Annotated in this window: 11 protein-coding genes and 1 pseudogene; 9 read left to right on the top strand and 3 right to left on the bottom strand. The window is 72.2% G+C overall.

Features of this window, described 5'->3' with window-relative positions:
- Nucleotides 1–55 precede the first annotated feature (55 nt).
- The 5 genes from QQK26_RS06580 to QQK26_RS06560 all read left to right on the top strand — a co-directional run bounded on the left by QQK26_RS06580 (nucleotide 56) and on the right by QQK26_RS06560 (nucleotide 5,764).
- A complete protein-coding gene (locus QQK26_RS06580) occupies nucleotides 56–1,555 on the top strand; it encodes an ABC transporter ATP-binding protein (RefSeq protein WP_284231344.1) in 1,500 nt (499 codons plus the stop codon).
- On the top strand, nucleotides 1,552–2,781 hold the full coding sequence (locus QQK26_RS06575; protein ID WP_284231341.1) for an ABC transporter permease: 1,230 nt from the start codon (nucleotides 1,552–1,554) through the stop codon (nucleotides 2,779–2,781). Before QQK26_RS06580 ends, QQK26_RS06575 begins: the two co-directional genes overlap by 4 nt.
- Nucleotides 2,778–3,998 carry an ABC transporter permease gene (locus QQK26_RS06570; protein ID WP_284231338.1) on the top strand — a complete coding sequence of 407 codons (1,221 nt, stop codon included), beginning with the start codon at nucleotides 2,778–2,780 and terminating at the stop codon, nucleotides 3,996–3,998. Before QQK26_RS06575 ends, QQK26_RS06570 begins: the two co-directional genes overlap by 4 nt.
- Nucleotides 3,995–4,408 (top strand): cytidine deaminase, encoded by a 414-nt coding sequence (locus QQK26_RS06565; RefSeq protein ID WP_284231334.1) that lies wholly within the window; start codon nucleotides 3,995–3,997, stop codon nucleotides 4,406–4,408. The genes QQK26_RS06570 and QQK26_RS06565 overlap by 4 nt, the downstream gene beginning before the upstream one ends.
- A gap of 63 nt (nucleotides 4,409–4,471) precedes the next feature.
- Nucleotides 4,472–5,764 (top strand): thymidine phosphorylase, encoded by a 1,293-nt coding sequence (locus tag QQK26_RS06560; protein WP_284231331.1) that lies wholly within the window; start codon nucleotides 4,472–4,474, stop codon nucleotides 5,762–5,764.
- A gap of 589 nt (nucleotides 5,765–6,353) precedes the next feature.
- Here QQK26_RS06560 and QQK26_RS06555 read toward each other — a convergent pair.
- A complete protein-coding gene (locus QQK26_RS06555; RefSeq protein WP_284231329.1) occupies nucleotides 6,354–7,256 on the bottom strand; it encodes an endonuclease domain-containing protein in 903 nt (300 codons plus the stop codon).
- Nucleotides 7,257–7,643: 387 nt separating this feature from the next.
- On the opposite strand from QQK26_RS06555, the gene QQK26_RS06550 reads away from it, so the two are divergent.
- Both QQK26_RS06550 and QQK26_RS06545 read left to right on the top strand, forming a co-directional pair.
- On the top strand, nucleotides 7,644–8,768 hold the full coding sequence (locus QQK26_RS06550; protein WP_284231326.1) for an adenosine deaminase: 1,125 nt from the start codon (nucleotides 7,644–7,646) through the stop codon (nucleotides 8,766–8,768).
- Complete coding sequence (locus tag QQK26_RS06545) at nucleotides 8,765–9,037, top strand: PTS sugar transporter subunit IIB (RefSeq protein ID WP_284231315.1); 273 nt, start codon at nucleotides 8,765–8,767, stop codon at nucleotides 9,035–9,037. The genes QQK26_RS06550 and QQK26_RS06545 overlap by 4 nt, the downstream gene beginning before the upstream one ends.
- 71 nt (nucleotides 9,038–9,108) lie before the next feature.
- Here the strand turns inward: QQK26_RS06545 and QQK26_RS06540 are convergent.
- Nucleotides 9,109–10,787: pseudogene (locus tag QQK26_RS06540) on the bottom strand (phospho-sugar mutase).
- Nucleotides 10,788–10,804: 17 nt separating this feature from the next.
- Entirely contained in the window at nucleotides 10,805–11,629 is an 825-nt protein-coding gene (locus QQK26_RS06535; protein WP_284231312.1) for a purine-nucleoside phosphorylase, read from the bottom strand.
- A 361-nt stretch (nucleotides 11,630–11,990) separates the two neighbouring features.
- Between QQK26_RS06535 and QQK26_RS06530 the strand changes: the two genes are divergently transcribed.
- Together QQK26_RS06530 and QQK26_RS06525 are read left to right on the top strand one after the other, a co-directional pair.
- Complete coding sequence (locus QQK26_RS06530; RefSeq protein WP_284231309.1) at nucleotides 11,991–13,430, top strand: NAD(P)H-quinone dehydrogenase; 1,440 nt, start codon at nucleotides 11,991–11,993, stop codon at nucleotides 13,428–13,430.
- Between the two features lie 226 nt (nucleotides 13,431–13,656).
- The gene (locus tag QQK26_RS06525) at nucleotides 13,657–14,298 is read left to right on the top strand and encodes a helix-turn-helix domain-containing protein (RefSeq protein ID WP_284231306.1); all 642 of its coding nucleotides are present in this window, start codon (nucleotides 13,657–13,659) and stop codon (nucleotides 14,296–14,298) included.
- Nucleotides 14,299–14,754 lie beyond the last annotated feature (456 nt).

Here is a 14,754-nt window from a genome sequence, read left to right as displayed (position 1 = left end):
GTCATCCGTGTCCGAAGCGTGCCGTCCCGGCCCCTCGATGCTCTAATGGGAACCGATGCAACTCGAACTCCGCGGTATCACGAAGCGCTTCGGCGCCTTCACCGCCAATGACGCCATCGACATCGTCGTCGAACCCGGGCAGATCCATGCGCTGCTGGGTGAGAACGGTGCCGGCAAATCCACGCTCATGAACGTGCTCTACGGCCTCTACCAGGCCGAGGAGGGGTCGATCCTGCTCGACGGCATCGAGCAGCGCTTCTCCGGGCCGGGCGACGCGATGCGTGCCGGCATCGGCATGGTTCACCAGCACTTCATGCTCGTGCCCGTGTTCACGGTCGCCGAGAACGTGATGCTCGGCCACGAGCCGACGAAGGGTGCCGGCGTGCTCGATCTCGAGACGGCGCGCCAGCGCGTCCGCGAGATCTCGGCGCGCTTCGGCTTCGGACTCGACCCGGACGCGCGCATCGAGGATCTGCCCGTCGGCGTGCAGCAGCGTGTCGAGATCGTGAAGGCGCTCAGTCGCGACGCCAAGGTGCTCGTGTTCGACGAGCCGACCGCCGTGCTGACCCCGCAGGAGACGGATGAGCTGATCGGCATCATGCGCCAGCTCAAGGAGGCGGGCACCTCCATCGTCTTCATCTCGCACAAGCTGCGCGAGGTGCGCGCCATCGCCGACGTCATCACGGTGATCCGCCGTGGCAAGGTCGTCGGCAGCGCGGAGCCCACCGCGAGCTCGCAGGAGCTGGCGGCGCTCATGGTCGGCCGCGCCGTCGAGCTGACCGTGCACAAGCAGCCGGCGGCTCCGGGGGACGTCGCCCTGAGCATCCGCGGTCTCAGCGCACGCAATGCGCAGGGGACCGTGACCCTCGACGACGTCGACCTCGACATCCGCCGCGGTGAGATCCTCGCCGTCGCCGGTGTGCAGGGCAACGGGCAGACCGAGCTCGCCAACGCGATCATCGGCCTGCTCGGCGGTCTCGAGGGCTCCATCAGCCTCGAGGGCCGCGAGCTCATCGGCCGGACGGTGAAGCAGGTTCTGGATGCGGGCGTCGGCTTCGTGCCGGAGGACCGCTCGCACGACGGCATCGTCAAGGAGTTCACGATCGCCGAGAACCTCATCCTCGATCGCAGCGACCGCGACCCCTTCGCCAACGGCCTCTCGCTGAAGCTCGGCACCGTGCGCAGCTTCGCCGAGGAGAAGTCGCGGGAGTACGACGTCCGTTCGCAGGGCGTCGACACCAAGGTCGGCCGGCTCTCCGGCGGCAACCAGCAGAAGGTCGTGCTCGCACGCGAGCTGTCGCGCCCCCTCAAGCTCTTCATCGCATCGCAGCCGACCCGCGGCCTCGATGTCGGCTCCATCCAGTTCGTGCACGAGCAGATCGTCGCCACCCGCGATGCCGGCGTGCCCGTGCTCATCGTCTCGACCGAGCTCGACGAGGTCGTCGCGCTCGCCGACCGCATCGCGGTCATGTACCAGGGGAGGATCGTCGACGTGGTCGCACCCGACACCAGCCGCGAGCGGCTCGGCAGCTTGATGGCGGGGGTCGTCGCGTGAGCGCCGTCGTCCCGCCCGTCGAGGAGCGCGATCGTCGCGACGGCAGGGTCTCAGCGGTCGTCCGCGAGATCATGTCCGGCAGCATCGTGCTCTCGCTCGCCGCCATCCTGCTCTCCTTCGTCATCGGCGGCATCCTCATCGCGGCCAGCGACGAGGACGTGCAGGAGACCTCCGGCTACTTCTTCGCGCGACCGGGCGACATGCTCGGCGCCATCGCCGAGGCCGTCGGCGGAGCCTACGGCGCGCTGCTGCGCGGCGCCGTGTTCAACCCGCGCGGCGACAGCCTCGGCGAGATGCTGGGGCCGATCTCGGAGACGCTCGTGTACGCGACTCCGCTCGTCGCCGCGGGTCTCGGCGTCGCCGTCGCCTTCCGCGCCGGCCTGTTCAACATCGGCGGCACCGGCCAGATCGTCGCGGGTGCGGCGTTCGCCGGCTGGGTCGGCTTCGCCGTCGACCTGCCGCCGGTGCTCCACGTCGTCGTCGCGCTCATCGCCGGCATCGTCGGCGCCGCCTTCTGGGCCGGCATCGTCGGCATCCTGAAGGCCCGCACCGGCGCCCACGAGGTGATCCTCACGATCATGCTCAACTACATCGCGCTGCGGCTCTTCGACTACCTGCTGACCACTCCGGTGCTGCAGCAGCCCGGCACGGTCAACCCGATCAGCCCTCCCGTCTCGGTCGACGCGATGTTCCCGAGCATCGTCGGGCGCCTGCACTGGGGCTTCGTCGCCATGCTGCTGGCCGTCGTGGCGATCTGGTGGTTGTTCGCCAAGTCGAACCTGGGCTTCAAGATCCGCGCCGTCGGGCTCAGCCCGAGCGCCGCGCGCACCGCAGGCATCAACGTCGGGTTGATCTACGTGGTCACCTTCGCCATCGCGGGCGGTCTCATGGGCATCGCCGGCTCGGCGCAGATCCTGGGCACCGAGCGGACGCTCACCGGCGGCATCGCCGGCAGCATCGGCTTCGACGCGATCACGGTGGCGCTGCTCGGGCGCTCCAAGCCGTTCGGCGTGCTCGCCGCGGGCATCCTCTTCGGCGCGCTCCGAGCGGGCAGCCGCACCATGCAGGCGAGCGAGGGCGTGCCGGTCGACATCGTGCTCGTCGTGCAGTCCTTCATCGTGCTGTTCCTCGCGGCGCCGCCGCTCGTGCGGGCCATCTTCCGCCTGCCCGCGCCGGGCAGCCGCGCGACCGCCATCCTCTCCCGTTCGAAGGGCGCCAAGGCATGATCCGCGCGTACCGCACCCCGATCGTCCTGGGCGTCATCGCCCTGCTCGTCCTCGTGCTCTTCGGGCTCATCGGCTCCGACGGGGACTCGACCTTCCGCATCAGCACCAGCGGCGACTTCTTCACGGTGCCCGACCTCGTGCTGCCCAGCCGAGGCACGGCGCTGGTGCTCGGCGTCGTGCTGCTGGTGCTCGCCGCCGGCGCCGCGCTGCTGGTGCGGCGCGGCCGCCGGGTGCCGGTGTGGCTGCTCGCGGTCTTCGGCGTGCTGGCCGTGCTCGGCACGCTCTCGTGGGCCATCGCCGGCGGCACGCTGCCGATGACCCAGCTGCTGCAGGGGTCGCTCGCGCTCGCGGTGCCCCTCGTCTTCGGCGCGCTGGGCGGCGTGCTCAGCGAGCGGGTCGGCGTCGTGAACATCGCGATCGAGGGGCAGCTGCTCGCCGGCGCGTTCAGCTCGGCCGTCGTCGCGTCGCTCACCGGCAACCTCTACCTCGGCCTGGTCGCCGCGGCGGTCGCGGGCGCGCTGGTCTCGCTCGTGCTCGCCGTCTTCGCGATCACCTACATCGTCGATCAGGTCATCGTCGGTGTGGTGCTCAACGTGCTGGTCGTCGGCCTCACGAGCTTCCTGCACTCGGCGGTGCTCGACAGCGCCTCGAACTCGCCCGGCCGCCTACCGCAGATCGAGATCCCGCTGCTCGCGCAGATCCCGCTCCTCGGTCCGCTGCTGTTCGAGCAGACGCTGATCATCTACCTGATGTTCATCGCGGTGGCGATCGTGACCTTCGCGCTGTTCCGCACCCGCTGGGGCCTGCGCCTCCGCGCGGTCGGCGAGCACCCCCAGGCCGCGGACACCGTCGGCATCAACGTGGCGCGCACCCGGTTCATGGGTGTGACCCTCGGCGGTGCCCTCGCCGGTCTCGGTGGCGCGTTCTTCACGCTGGGCTCGGTCGGAGCGTTCAGCCAGGAGATGACCGCTGGACAGGGCTACATCGCCCTCGCCGCGCTGATCTTCGGACGTTGGAACCCCGTCCTCGCCACGCTCGCCGCCCTGCTGTTCGGCTTCGCCCGCAACCTGGCCTCGGTGCTCGGCATCGTCGGCTCGCCGGTGCCCAGCCAGTTCCTGCTCATGCTGCCCTACGTCGTGACGCTGATCGCCGTCGCTGGCCTCGCCGGCAAGGTGCGCGGCCCTGCCGCGGCCGGCACCCCCTACATCAAGGGATGAGCGCCGTGACCGACATCGACTGGGAGGCGCTGCGCGCCTCCGCCCGCGACGCGATGAGCCGCGCGTACGCCCCGTACTCGAAGTTCCCGGTCGGCGCCGCCGCGCTCACCGAGGACGGGCGGGTCGTCAGCGGCTGCAACGTCGAGAACGCCTCCTACGGGGTCGGGCTCTGCGCCGAGTGCTCGCTCGTGTCGAACCTGCAGATGACCGGGGGAGGGCGCCTGGTCGCCTTCGCCTGCGTCGACGGCAACGGCGGCGTGCTCATGCCCTGCGGCCGCTGCAGACAGCTGCTCAACGAGTTCAGCGCGCCTGGCATGCTGCTCGACACCGTCAGCGGCATCCGGACCATCGAGCAGGTCCTGCCCGACGCCTTCGGGCCGCGGCAGCTCGAGGAGTACGCGGCGCTCTGACGGCCCGCGCATCCGCTCGTCGCCCCACCCTGCCGAACGACCGCACCACCACAGGAGGACCCCATGGCCGTCGAGCCCTTCGACGTCGTCGACCTGATCCGCACCAAGCGCGACCGCGGCGAGCTCAGCACCCCGCAGATCGACTGGCTGGTCGACGCCTACACCCGCGGCTACGTCGCCGACGAGCAGATGGCGGCCATGGCCATGGCGATCTTCCTCAACGGCATGGAGCGCCGCGAGATCAAGGACCTCACGCTCGCCATGATCGCCTCCGGTGAGACCATGGAGTTCGGCGGGCTCGGCAAGGCCACGACCGACAAGCACTCGACGGGCGGCGTCGGCGACAAGATCACGCTGCCGCTCGCGCCCCTGGTCGCATCCTTCGGCGTCGCGGTGCCGCAGCTCTCCGGCCGCGGCCTCGGCCACACGGGCGGCACGCTCGACAAGCTCGAGTCGATCCCTGGCTGGCAGGCGTCGATCTCGAACGAGCGGATGCAGGAGATCCTGCGCGACGTCGGCGCGGTCGTCTGCGCCGCCGGCAGCGGCCTCGCGCCCGCGGACGGCAAGCTCTACGCGCTGCGCGACATCACGGGCACGGTGGAATGCATCCCGCTCATCGCCAGCTCGATCATGAGCAAGAAGATCGCCGAGGGCACCGGTGCCCTCGTGCTCGATGTGAAATTCGGCTCGGGCGCCTTCATTAAAGACCAGGCCGTCTCGCGCCGGCTCGCCGAGACGATGGTGCAGCTGGGAGCGGATGCGGGCGTCGCCACGACCGCGCTGCTCACCGACATGAGCGTGCCGCTGGGTCTGACCATCGGCAACGCCCTCGAGGTGCGCGAGTCGATGGAGGTGCTCGCCGGCGGCGGCCCCGCCGACGTGGTCGAGCTGACCGTGGCGCTGGCGCGCGAGATGCTCGCGCTCGCCGGCCTGCCGGACGCCGACGTCGAGGGCCACCTGGCTTCGGGCAAGGCCATGGACTCGTGGCGGGCGATGATCGCGGCGCAGGGCGGCGACCCGGACGGCACGCTGCCGGTGGCGCCCGAGACCCACGTCGTGACCGCGCCGCGCTCCGGCGTGCTCGCCTCGCAGGAGGCGCTGCCGTTCGGCATCGCCGCCTGGCGCCTCGGTGCCGGCCGTGCGCGCAAGCAGGACCCGGTGATCCACTCCGCCGGCATCGAGCTGCACGTGAAGCCCGGCGACGCCGTCGTCGAGGGGCAGCCGCTCTTCACGCTGCACGCCGAGGACGCCGCCCGCTTCGAGCGGGCCCTGGAGTCGGTCGAGGGCGCGTGGTCGATCGCCGACAGCGCGGAGCCGCGCGGCCCTCTGGTCGCGGACCGCATCACCGCGGGGTAGCGGCGGGGCGGACCGCATCGCGGCGCGTGTGCGGCGGGGCGGACCGCATTGCGTCGGGTGTGCGGCTGGGTGAACCGCATTGCGGCGGGTGTGCGGCGGGGCGCGGGCTCTCGGAGTCCTGATCCTGCACCCCCTCGTCATCTGCTTCCCCGCAACGCCTCGGTCACGAGATCCGCTTCCCCACGACGCCGAGTTGCCGCGAATGGTCGCTTCGGGCGCGCCTGAGCAGCCATTCGCGGCAACTCGAGGCGGGATCGAGTCACGCCGCCGCTGATTCTCGCGAGTTCGGCGGACCCGCGGCGCGACACGCCCGGTGGCGCGGGATCGTCGCGCGGCCCCGAGCTCTCAGGCGGCGTGCCGTCGTCGAGTTGCCGCGAATGGCTGCTCCGGGCGCCACAGAGCAGCCATTCGCGGCAACTCGATGCAGCGGGCGGCGCACAGGAGATGGCGGGGGCCGGTCGGGGGCCGCCGCGCGCATCGGAGTCTGCCGAGCGCCGGGCCTGCCGCGCTCAAGGGTCTGCCGAGCACTGGGCCGCCGCGCAGGTGCGTCTGCCGAGCACCGGGGCCGGGGCCAGCCGGAGCGCCGGGGTCAGCGGCCCAGAGCGCGGCGCACGCGGCGGACGACGCCTTGAGGATCGCCGTAGAGCGCCCGCGCGCGGACGTCGACGATCGCCCAGCCGGCTTCGCGCATCCGCTGCTGCCGCACGCGATCGTGCTCGTACTGCGCGAGCGACGTGCGGTGCTGATCGCCGTCGTACTCGACGGCCACCTTCTCGGCGAGGAAGACGAGGTCGCTGCGCGCGATGAAACGACCGCGCTCGTCGAGGATCTCGGGGTTGACCAGCACATCGGTCATTCCCGCGCGGAGCAGCAGCAGGCGCAGATGCGATTCGGGCCGGGACTCGGCGGCCGTGCTCAGCAGCGCGAGAGCTTCGCGGGCGACGCGGATGCCTCGTCCCCGGTAGCCCTCCATCCGCGCGGCGATCACGGCGATCGTGGTGTGCGGACGCCAGGGATCCGCGGGGTCCAGTTGCGGCGGGTCGTGCACGAGGTGGTCACCGCACGCGACGAGATCGTCGAGTTCGAGCACGCGGGCGAGAGCGAGCCAGGTGCTCGGCGGGTCCGTGACGCGCACCCCGCTGCGCTCCACGACGCGATCGATGGAGGAGGCACGGTGCCCCTCGACGTCGGCGTGGCGTGGGGCGCGGCGCGGATCCACGATGTGCACGACCGCGGCGGCATGGGCGGGCAGCGGGCAGCCCCAGAGATGCGCCGCGGTCGCGCCGCCGAAGTACCGGTGCTCGCCGAGCAGCGGCACCGCGAGCTCCCACGGGCTGAGGGCACGACCTCGGAGCGCCCGGACGCCGTGATGCGGAGCGTCGAGATCGGATGCGCGCAGGCGCGCCCGCGAGATCCCGAGCCCGCCCGCCGCAGCGACGCCGAAGGGCGCACCCTGCAGGGGCGGCGGCAGCGGCTCGGGAACGCGGGGCATGCCCCGATGCTGCCCGCCGGCGGGCGCATCCGCTCCGTTCATCCACCGGCGGATGCCCACGGTCGCATCGACTTGCCGCGAATGGTCGTCTCGGGGCGCCCGGAGCAGCCATTCGCGGCAACTCGACGGTGGCGGAGGCGTCGAGGGCACGCCACGGCGCGCGGTTCGGGGGACGGGGCCGAGCGGCTGCTGCGGTGGGGAGCCGGCCGGGCGACGGGACGGGGCCGAGCGGCTGCTGCGGTGGGGAGCCACCGTGCCGACCCGGGGCGGGCACCAGCGAGGCGCGCCGGGTCGCGCACGCTGAGGCCCGAGCAGCGGCACGTGCACAGCCGGTGAACGGGACGCACCGGCCTGCGCCCGCGGGGCCGCGGCTCCTACGATGGACCCATGTCCCGCCTCCCCGAAGACCTGATCCGCTCCCTGCCGAAGGTCAGCCTGCACGACCACCTCGACGGCGGGCTGCGGCCTCAGACGATCATCGACCTGGCGGAGGAGCAGCTGCCCGCCTCGAGCGCGGACGAGCTCGCTGCCTGGTTCGAGCGCAGCGCCAGCACGGGATCGCTGGAGGAGTACCTGCGCACGTTCGAGATCACCGTGGGCGTGATGCAGACGCGCGAGAACCTCATCCGCGTCGCCCGCGAGTTCGTGGAGGACCTCGTCGCCGACGGGGTCGTGCACGGCGAGATCCGCTGGGCCCCCGAGCAGCACCTGCGCGGCGGGCTGAGCCTCGACGAGGCCGTCGAAGCGGTGCAGGAGGGCATCGACCAGGCGGTCGAGGCCGCCGAGGCGCCCATCGGCGCCGGGCAGATCCTCTGCGCCCTGCGGCACCTCGACCGCAGCGGCGAGATCGCCGAGCTGGCGCTGCGGCACCGCGACCGCGGCGTGCTGGGCTTCGACATCGCCGGCCCCGAGATCGGGCACGCCGCGAGCGGGCACCGCGAGGCCTTCGAGCTGCTCGCCGCGCAGCGCCTGCCCGTGACCGTGCACGCGGGCGAGGCGGACGGCGTCACGAGCATCGACGACGCCCTGCTCGCCGGTCGAGCGCTGCGCCTCGGGCACGGCGTGGCCGTGGCTCTCGACATCGAGCTCGAGCAGAGCGACGAGGGCACGCTCGCGACCCTCGGCCGCACGGCGCAGTGGGTGCGCGACCGCGAGATCACGCTCGAGGTGGCGCCCAGCTCGAACCTGCAGACCGAGCCGGCCAAGTGGTTCGGTCCCGAGCTCGCCGATCAGCCCTTCGATCTGCTCTACCAGCTCGGCTACCGCGTGACCGTCAACCCCGACAACAGGCTCATGAGTGCGACGAGCATCACGCGCGAACTGACCCTGCTGGCCGAGGCCTTCGACTACGACCTCGCCGACCTCGAGGTGCTGCAGCTGAACGCCGCCGCCGCATCCTTCCTGCCGCTGGAGCAGCGCGAGGAGCTCGCCGAGCTGATCAGCGATGGCTTCGAGGCGGCGCTGCTGCTGGCCGACGGCGTGAGCGCAGCGGATGAGGGGCTGAGCGCATGAAGATCGTCACCATCTGCGGCGCCGGCATGGGCACGAGCGCGATCCTGAAGGTGAACGCGGAGCGGGTGCTCAAGAAGCTCGGGCGCGACGACGAGGTGGTGGCGGCCGACGTCGGCTCCATCGCGACGGTCGGCGCCGACGCGCAGGTGATCCTGACCAGCGCCCACTACGTGGAGGCGATCGGCAGGACCTGGGCCGACGTCATCGTGATCGACAACTTCCTCGACCTCGCCGAGATCGAGTCGAAGCTCGAGGACGCGCTGGGCTGAGCCGTCGCGCGCGGCGCGGACGCGACGAGCGGATGCGCGGGGCCCGGCCCCGTGCATCCGCTCCCGGGCGCTCAGCCCAGCGTCAGGAGCGGGCGCAGGGCCGCGTCGAGGGCGGCGACGACCGCATCCGCTTCGGCCCGTGCAGCGGCGGCGGTCGCGCCGCCGGCCTGCGCGTCGAGGTACACCTTGAGCTTCGGCTCGGTGCCGCTGGGCCGCACGATCACCCGCGAGCCGCCGGCGAGGCGGTAACGCAGGATGTCGCTGGGCGGGAACCCGTCCACACCGTCACGGAAGTCGTCGACCGCCTCGACGGCGAGGCCCGCGAGGGAGACCGGCGGTTCCTTGCGCAGCCGGCCCGTGATGAGGCCGATGTCGGCGAGGTCGGTCACCCGGATCGAGATCTGGCCGGACGCGAAGGCGCCGAAGCGCTCCGCGAGCGCGTCGAGCTGATCGCCGAGGGTCCTGCCGGCGGCGTGCAGCTCGGCCACCAGCGCCACGAGCTCGACGGCAGCCGAGACGCCGTCCTTGTCGCGCACCTTCGCCGGGTCGACGAGGTAGCCGAGCGCCTCCTCGAAGCCGTAGGCGAGGTTCGGCACGCGGCTGACCCACTTGAAGCCGGTGAGCGTGTCGCGGTACGGCAAGCCGTAGGCGTCGGCGATCACGGAGAGCCCGGGGAGGAGACGAGCGAGGCGGCGAGGGCGCCGCTGCGTCCTGCATCGTGGAGACGCTGCGCGGCGCGCCAGCCGAGCAGCAACCCGACCTCGTTGCCGGTGAGGCGGTACCAGCCGGTGGCGGATGCGGGCGCGGGGATCGCGATGGCCAGCCGGTCCGCATCCGGATCGTTGGCGATGATGAGGCCGGCGCCGATGCGGTCCGCGGCCGCGTAGGCGAGATCGAGTGCGCCGGGCTCCTCAGGGTTCGGGAAGTCGACCGTCGGGAAGGCCGCGTCCGGTTCGATCTGCTCGGTCACGATGTCGGGGGTCTGCAGGCCGGCGGCCTCGAAGACCGCGGCGACCGTCTCCCATCCGACGCCGTGCATGGCGGTGTAGAGGATGCGCGGGGTCGACTTGGCGGGGCCCACCAGCGCCGCGGTCGCGGCGACGTAGGCGTCGATCACGTCCTGCGAGGCGATCTCGTAGTCGTCCGAGCGGGGCAGCTCGAGCACGCTCACGCCCTCGGCGATGCGGTCGATGTGCGCCGCGATCTCGCCGTCGACCGGGGAGACGATCTGCGAGCCCTCGTCCTCGTCGCCGAGGTAGACCTTGTAGCCGTTGTCGCGCGGCGGGTTGTGGCTGGCGGTGACCATCACGCCCGCGCTCGCGCAGAGGTGGCGCACGGCGAAGGCGAGCACGGGGGTCGGCAGCGTGCGCGGCAGCAGCACGGCGCGGATGCCGGCGCCCGCGAAGATCTCCGCGGTGTCGCGGGCGAAGACGCGCGAGTTGGTGCGGCCGTCGTAGCCGATGACCACGGACAACTCGCGCGTATCGCGGCTCTGCAGCCAGGCGGCGAAGCCCGCGGCGGCCTGGCCGACGAGCACGCGGTTCATGCGGTTCGGACCCGCCCCGATCTCGCCGCGCAGCCCTGCGGTGCCGAAGGCGAGCCGCGAGCCGAAACGCGAGGAGAGCTCGTCGGCGGCCTCGGCGGACCCCTTCAGCGCGTCGTCGATGATGGCGCCGAGCTCGCGGCGGGTCACCTCGTCGGGGTCCTGTGCGAGCCACGCCTTCGCCTCGCGGATGCGCTGGTCGAGCACCGCGAAGTCCGTCGTGCTCACAGCGTGCCCACGATCTTCGCGAGCAGCCCGCTGATACGGCCCTCGGCCTCGCGGCCAGCCTCGAGCACCTCGGCGTGCGAGAGCGGGGTCTCCTGGATGCCCGCCGCCAGGTTGGTGATGAGCGAGAAGCCGAGCACCTCCATGCCGGCCTGACGGGCCGCGATCGCCTCGAGCGCGGTCGACATGCCGACGATGTGGCCGCCGAGCGTCTTGGCCATCTGCACCTCGGCCGGCGTCTCGTAGTGTGGCCCGCGGAACTGCACGTAGACGCCGTCGTCGAGGGTCGGGTCGACCTCGCGTGCGACCGCGCGCAGGCGGGCCGAGTAGAGGTCGGTCAGGTCGACGAAGTTCGCGCCCTCGATGGGCGAGTCGGCGGTGAGGTTCAGGTGGTCGCTGATGAGCACGGGCTGCCCGGGCTTCCAGGTCGGCTTGATGCCGCCGGCGCCGTTGGTGAGCACCATGACGCTCGCCCCGGTCGCGGCTGCCGTGCGTACCGAGTGCACCACGCGGCGCACGCCGTGGTTCTCGTAGTAGTGGGTGCGGGCGCCGATGACGAGGGCGTGCTTGCCGCTCGGCAGCGCGACCGAGCGCAGCGTGCCGACGTGGCCGACCACGGCCGGCTTGCTGAAGCCGACGATGTCGCCGGCCGGGATCTCGGCGACGGTCTCGCCGAGCAGATCGGCGGCCTTGGCCCATCCGCTGCCCAGCGTCAGCGCCACGTCGTGTCGCTCGATGCCGCTGCGCTCCGCGATCTGCGCGGCCGCCTCCTTCGCGATCTCGAAGGGGTCTGCTCCGGCGGCGTCGAGGGGATGCGTGCTCATCCCGCGATTCTACGGGCGAGCGGATGCGGGGCCGTCGCGGCGCGCATCCGCTCGCCTGCGCCCCGGCACGTGCGTTCGAGCGGGCCTGCGTCGACCGTCGTGCCGCCCGTCGTGCCGCCCGTCGTGCCGCCCATCGGCTCGCACCCTGCACTCGAGTTGCCGCGAATGGTCGTTCCGAAGCCGTCGAGGCAGCCGTTCGCGGCAACTCGACGTGCTCAGGGCGTCGTCGCGTCGATGCGGAGACACGGAGGCACGGAGGCGCGGGCGCGCGGAGGCGCGGAGGCGCGGAGGTGCGGAACCGCGCGCCGGGCGCGGGGCGTCGGGTTTGGTCGCGTCACCCCGGCCCGGGATGATGGACGGCATGGCTGACGTCTTCGATCGCAAGCAACGCATCGCCGTCCTGGGCGGCGGCCCCGGCGGCTACGAGGCGGCGCTCACCGCGGCGCAGCTCGGCGCCGAGGTCACGCTCGTCGAGCGCACCGGCGTCGGCGGCAACGCGGTCATCACCGATGTCGTGCCCTCGAAGACGCTCATCGCCACGGCCGAGGCCACGAACGCGATCGGCGAGGCCGCCGACCTGGGCGTGCAGTTCTTCACGCGCGGGGAGAACGGCCGCGCCGTGCGCCCCGAGGTCGCGGTCAACCTGCAGGCGGTCAACCAGCGGCTGCTGCGCCTCGCCCGCCAGCAGAGCGAGGACATGAAGTCGAACCTCATCCGCGCCGGCGTGCGAGTGGTGCAGGGCGACGGGCGCCTCGACGGCGCCAATCGCGTGATCGTCTCCGCGGGCCAGGGCTCGAAGGCCACCGACTTCGACGAGATCGACGCCGACACCATCATCGTGAGCGTCGGCGCCAGCCCGCGCGAGCTCGACAGCGCCAGACCGGACGGCGAGCGCATCCTCACCTGGAAGCAGCTCTACAACCTCGCCGACCTGCCCGAGCACCTCGTCGTGATCGGCTCGGGCGTCACCGGCGCCGAGTTCGCGAGCGCCTACCTGACGCTCGGGGCCAAGGTGACGCTGGTCTCCAGCCGCGACCAGGTGCTGCCCGGCGAGGACGAGGACGCCGCGCGCGTGCTCGAGTCGGTGCTCACCCGCAACGGCCTGAACCTCCTCGCGAAGAGCCGCGCCGAGTCCGTCGTGCGCGATGGCGACAAGGTGGTCGTCACACTCAGCGACGGCCGCGTCGTCGAGGGCAGCCACTGCCTCATGGCGGTCGGCTCGATCCCGAACACGGCCGGCATCGGCCTCGAGGAGGCGGGGGTGCAGCTCAACCCGAGCGGGCACATCCGCACCAACCGCGTGGCGCGCACGAGCGTGCCGAGCATCTACGCGGCCGGTGACTGCAGCGACGTGCTGCCGCTCGCATCCGTCGCCTCGATGCAGGGCCGCACCGCCGTGTTCCACGCCATGGGCGACGCCGTGCAGCCGATCGAGCTGCGCAACGTCTCGAGCAACATCTTCACCCAGCCCGAGATCGCGACCGTCGGATGGACGCAGCGCCAGATCGAGGAGGGCATCGCCCAGGGCGAGATCTACAAGGTGCCGCTCGCGGCGAACCCGCGCGCGAAGATGCAGGGCATCAAGGACGGTTTCGTCAAGCTCTTCGCCCGCACCGGCTCGGGCACCGTCATCGGCGGCGTGATCGTCGCGCCGCGGGCCAGCGAGCTCATCTACCCGATCACGCTCGCCGTCGAGCACCGGCTCACGGTGGACCAGGTCGCGGCGTCGTTCACGGTCTACCCGTCGCTGACGGGTGCGATCGGCGAGGCGGCGCGGGCGATGCACCTGGTCAAGATCTGAGCCGGCGGATGCGCGCGCCTGCTCCACCGGACGCCGAGCGGATCGGTGCGCCTGCTGCATCGGATGTCGAGCGGATCGGTGCGCCTGCTGCACCGGACGTCGAGCGGGTGCGTGCGTCTGCTGTACCGAGCGTCCAGCGGATGGGTGCGCCTGCTGCACCGAGCGTCGAGCGCATGCGTGTCGCGGCAGACTGGGTGCCGAGCGGATGCGGGGAGCGGTGGGCGGCATGACGGATGGACGCGCGGACGCGGCTGCGATCGACGCGGTCGTCGCGCCGCTCGACCACCGCCCCGAGCAGGAACCCGGCCTCGAGCACGCCGTCGCCCGCCGCGTGCGCGTGCTGCGCACGGCGCGCGGCCTGAGCGCGGCGCAGCTCGCCGCGGCGGCGGGCATCTCGCCGGCGATGGTGAGCCGCATCGAGTCGGCGTCGATCTCGTCGAGCCTGACGACGATCCAACGGCTCGCCGCGGCCCTCGAGGTACCGGTCGCGTCGCTGTTCCGCGGCGCTGAGGCGCGCCCCAGCGCGATCGTGGTGCGCGACGGGCAGGGCGCGCCGGTGGTGCGCTCGGGCACGGCACGCGGGCACGCGTACCGCTCGCTCGGCAGCATCCTCAGTGCATCCGGCCCCTCGCTGGAACCCCTCATGGTCGAGTTCTCGGCCGACGCGACCGAGCTGCCGATCTACGAGCACGCGGGCGTCGAGTTCCTGCTCATGCTCGAGGGCGCGCTCGAGTACCAGCACGGCGACCGCCGCTGGGAGCTGCGCGCCGGCGACTCGGTGCTGCTCGACGCCGAGGCCCCGCACGGCCCGACCCGCGTCATCGAGCCCCCGGTGCGCTACCTGCTCGTGAACCCGTCCGGCGTCTGAGCGTCGCCGGCTCGCCCATCCGCTCGACCCTGCGGCGTGTGGCGCGTCGAATTGCCGCGAACGGCTGGATCGAGGGGCGCTGAGCAGCCATTCGCGGTAACTCGGTGAAGAAGCGGATGCGCGCATCCGCCCGCCCTCTGGCTGCTGCCACTGCAGTGCCGCTCTTGCTGCTCCTGCTGCCGTGCCGCTGGCCGTCGAGTTGCCACGAATGGCTGGTTTGCGCCCTGCAAGGCAGCCATTCGTGGCAACTCGAGGGGTGGGTGGTTGCAGTGCGGCGAGGACGTGGTGCGCACGGGTGCGTTGGCGGGCACGGTGCACACGAGCACACGAGCACGCGAGCACACGAGCGCACGAGCACGCGAGCGCACGCGCGCACGAGCACGCGAGCACGAGCGGACGAGCGGACGAGCGGACGAGCGCACGAGCGGACGAGCGTGCCATTGCGTGAGGGCGGCG

The organism is Arenivirga flava (assembly GCF_030161575.1).
Classification (GTDB): Bacteria; Actinomycetota; Actinomycetes; order Actinomycetales; family Microbacteriaceae; genus Arenivirga; species Arenivirga flava.
Note: the sequence above shows the minus strand (reverse complement) of the source record. Positions and strands in the feature narration are given on the sequence as shown.

What these genes read in the sequence shown, in the direction of transcription:
- QQK26_RS06580 (WP_284231344.1), top strand. Translation starts at nt 56, where the DNA reads ATGCAACTCGAACTCCGCGGTATCACGAAGCGCTTCGGCGCCTTCACC.
- QQK26_RS06570 (WP_284231338.1), top strand. Translation starts at nt 2,778, where the DNA reads ATGATCCGCGCGTACCGCACCCCGATCGTCCTGGGCGTCATCGCCCTG.
- QQK26_RS06565 (WP_284231334.1), top strand. Translation starts at nt 3,995, where the DNA reads ATGAGCGCCGTGACCGACATCGACTGGGAGGCGCTGCGCGCCTCCGCC.
- QQK26_RS06560 (WP_284231331.1), top strand. Translation starts at nt 4,472, where the DNA reads ATGGCCGTCGAGCCCTTCGACGTCGTCGACCTGATCCGCACCAAGCGC.
- QQK26_RS06555 (WP_284231329.1), bottom strand. Translation starts at nt 7,256, where the DNA reads ATGCCCCGCGTTCCCGAGCCGCTGCCGCCGCCCCTGCAGGGTGCGCCC.
- QQK26_RS06550 (WP_284231326.1), top strand. Translation starts at nt 7,644, where the DNA reads ATGTCCCGCCTCCCCGAAGACCTGATCCGCTCCCTGCCGAAGGTCAGC.
- QQK26_RS06545 (WP_284231315.1), top strand. Translation starts at nt 8,765, where the DNA reads ATGAAGATCGTCACCATCTGCGGCGCCGGCATGGGCACGAGCGCGATC.
- QQK26_RS06535 (WP_284231312.1), bottom strand. Translation starts at nt 11,629, where the DNA reads ATGAGCACGCATCCCCTCGACGCCGCCGGAGCAGACCCCTTCGAGATC.
- QQK26_RS06530 (WP_284231309.1), top strand. Translation starts at nt 11,991, where the DNA reads ATGGCTGACGTCTTCGATCGCAAGCAACGCATCGCCGTCCTGGGCGGC.
- QQK26_RS06525 (WP_284231306.1), top strand. Translation starts at nt 13,657, where the DNA reads ATGACGGATGGACGCGCGGACGCGGCTGCGATCGACGCGGTCGTCGCG.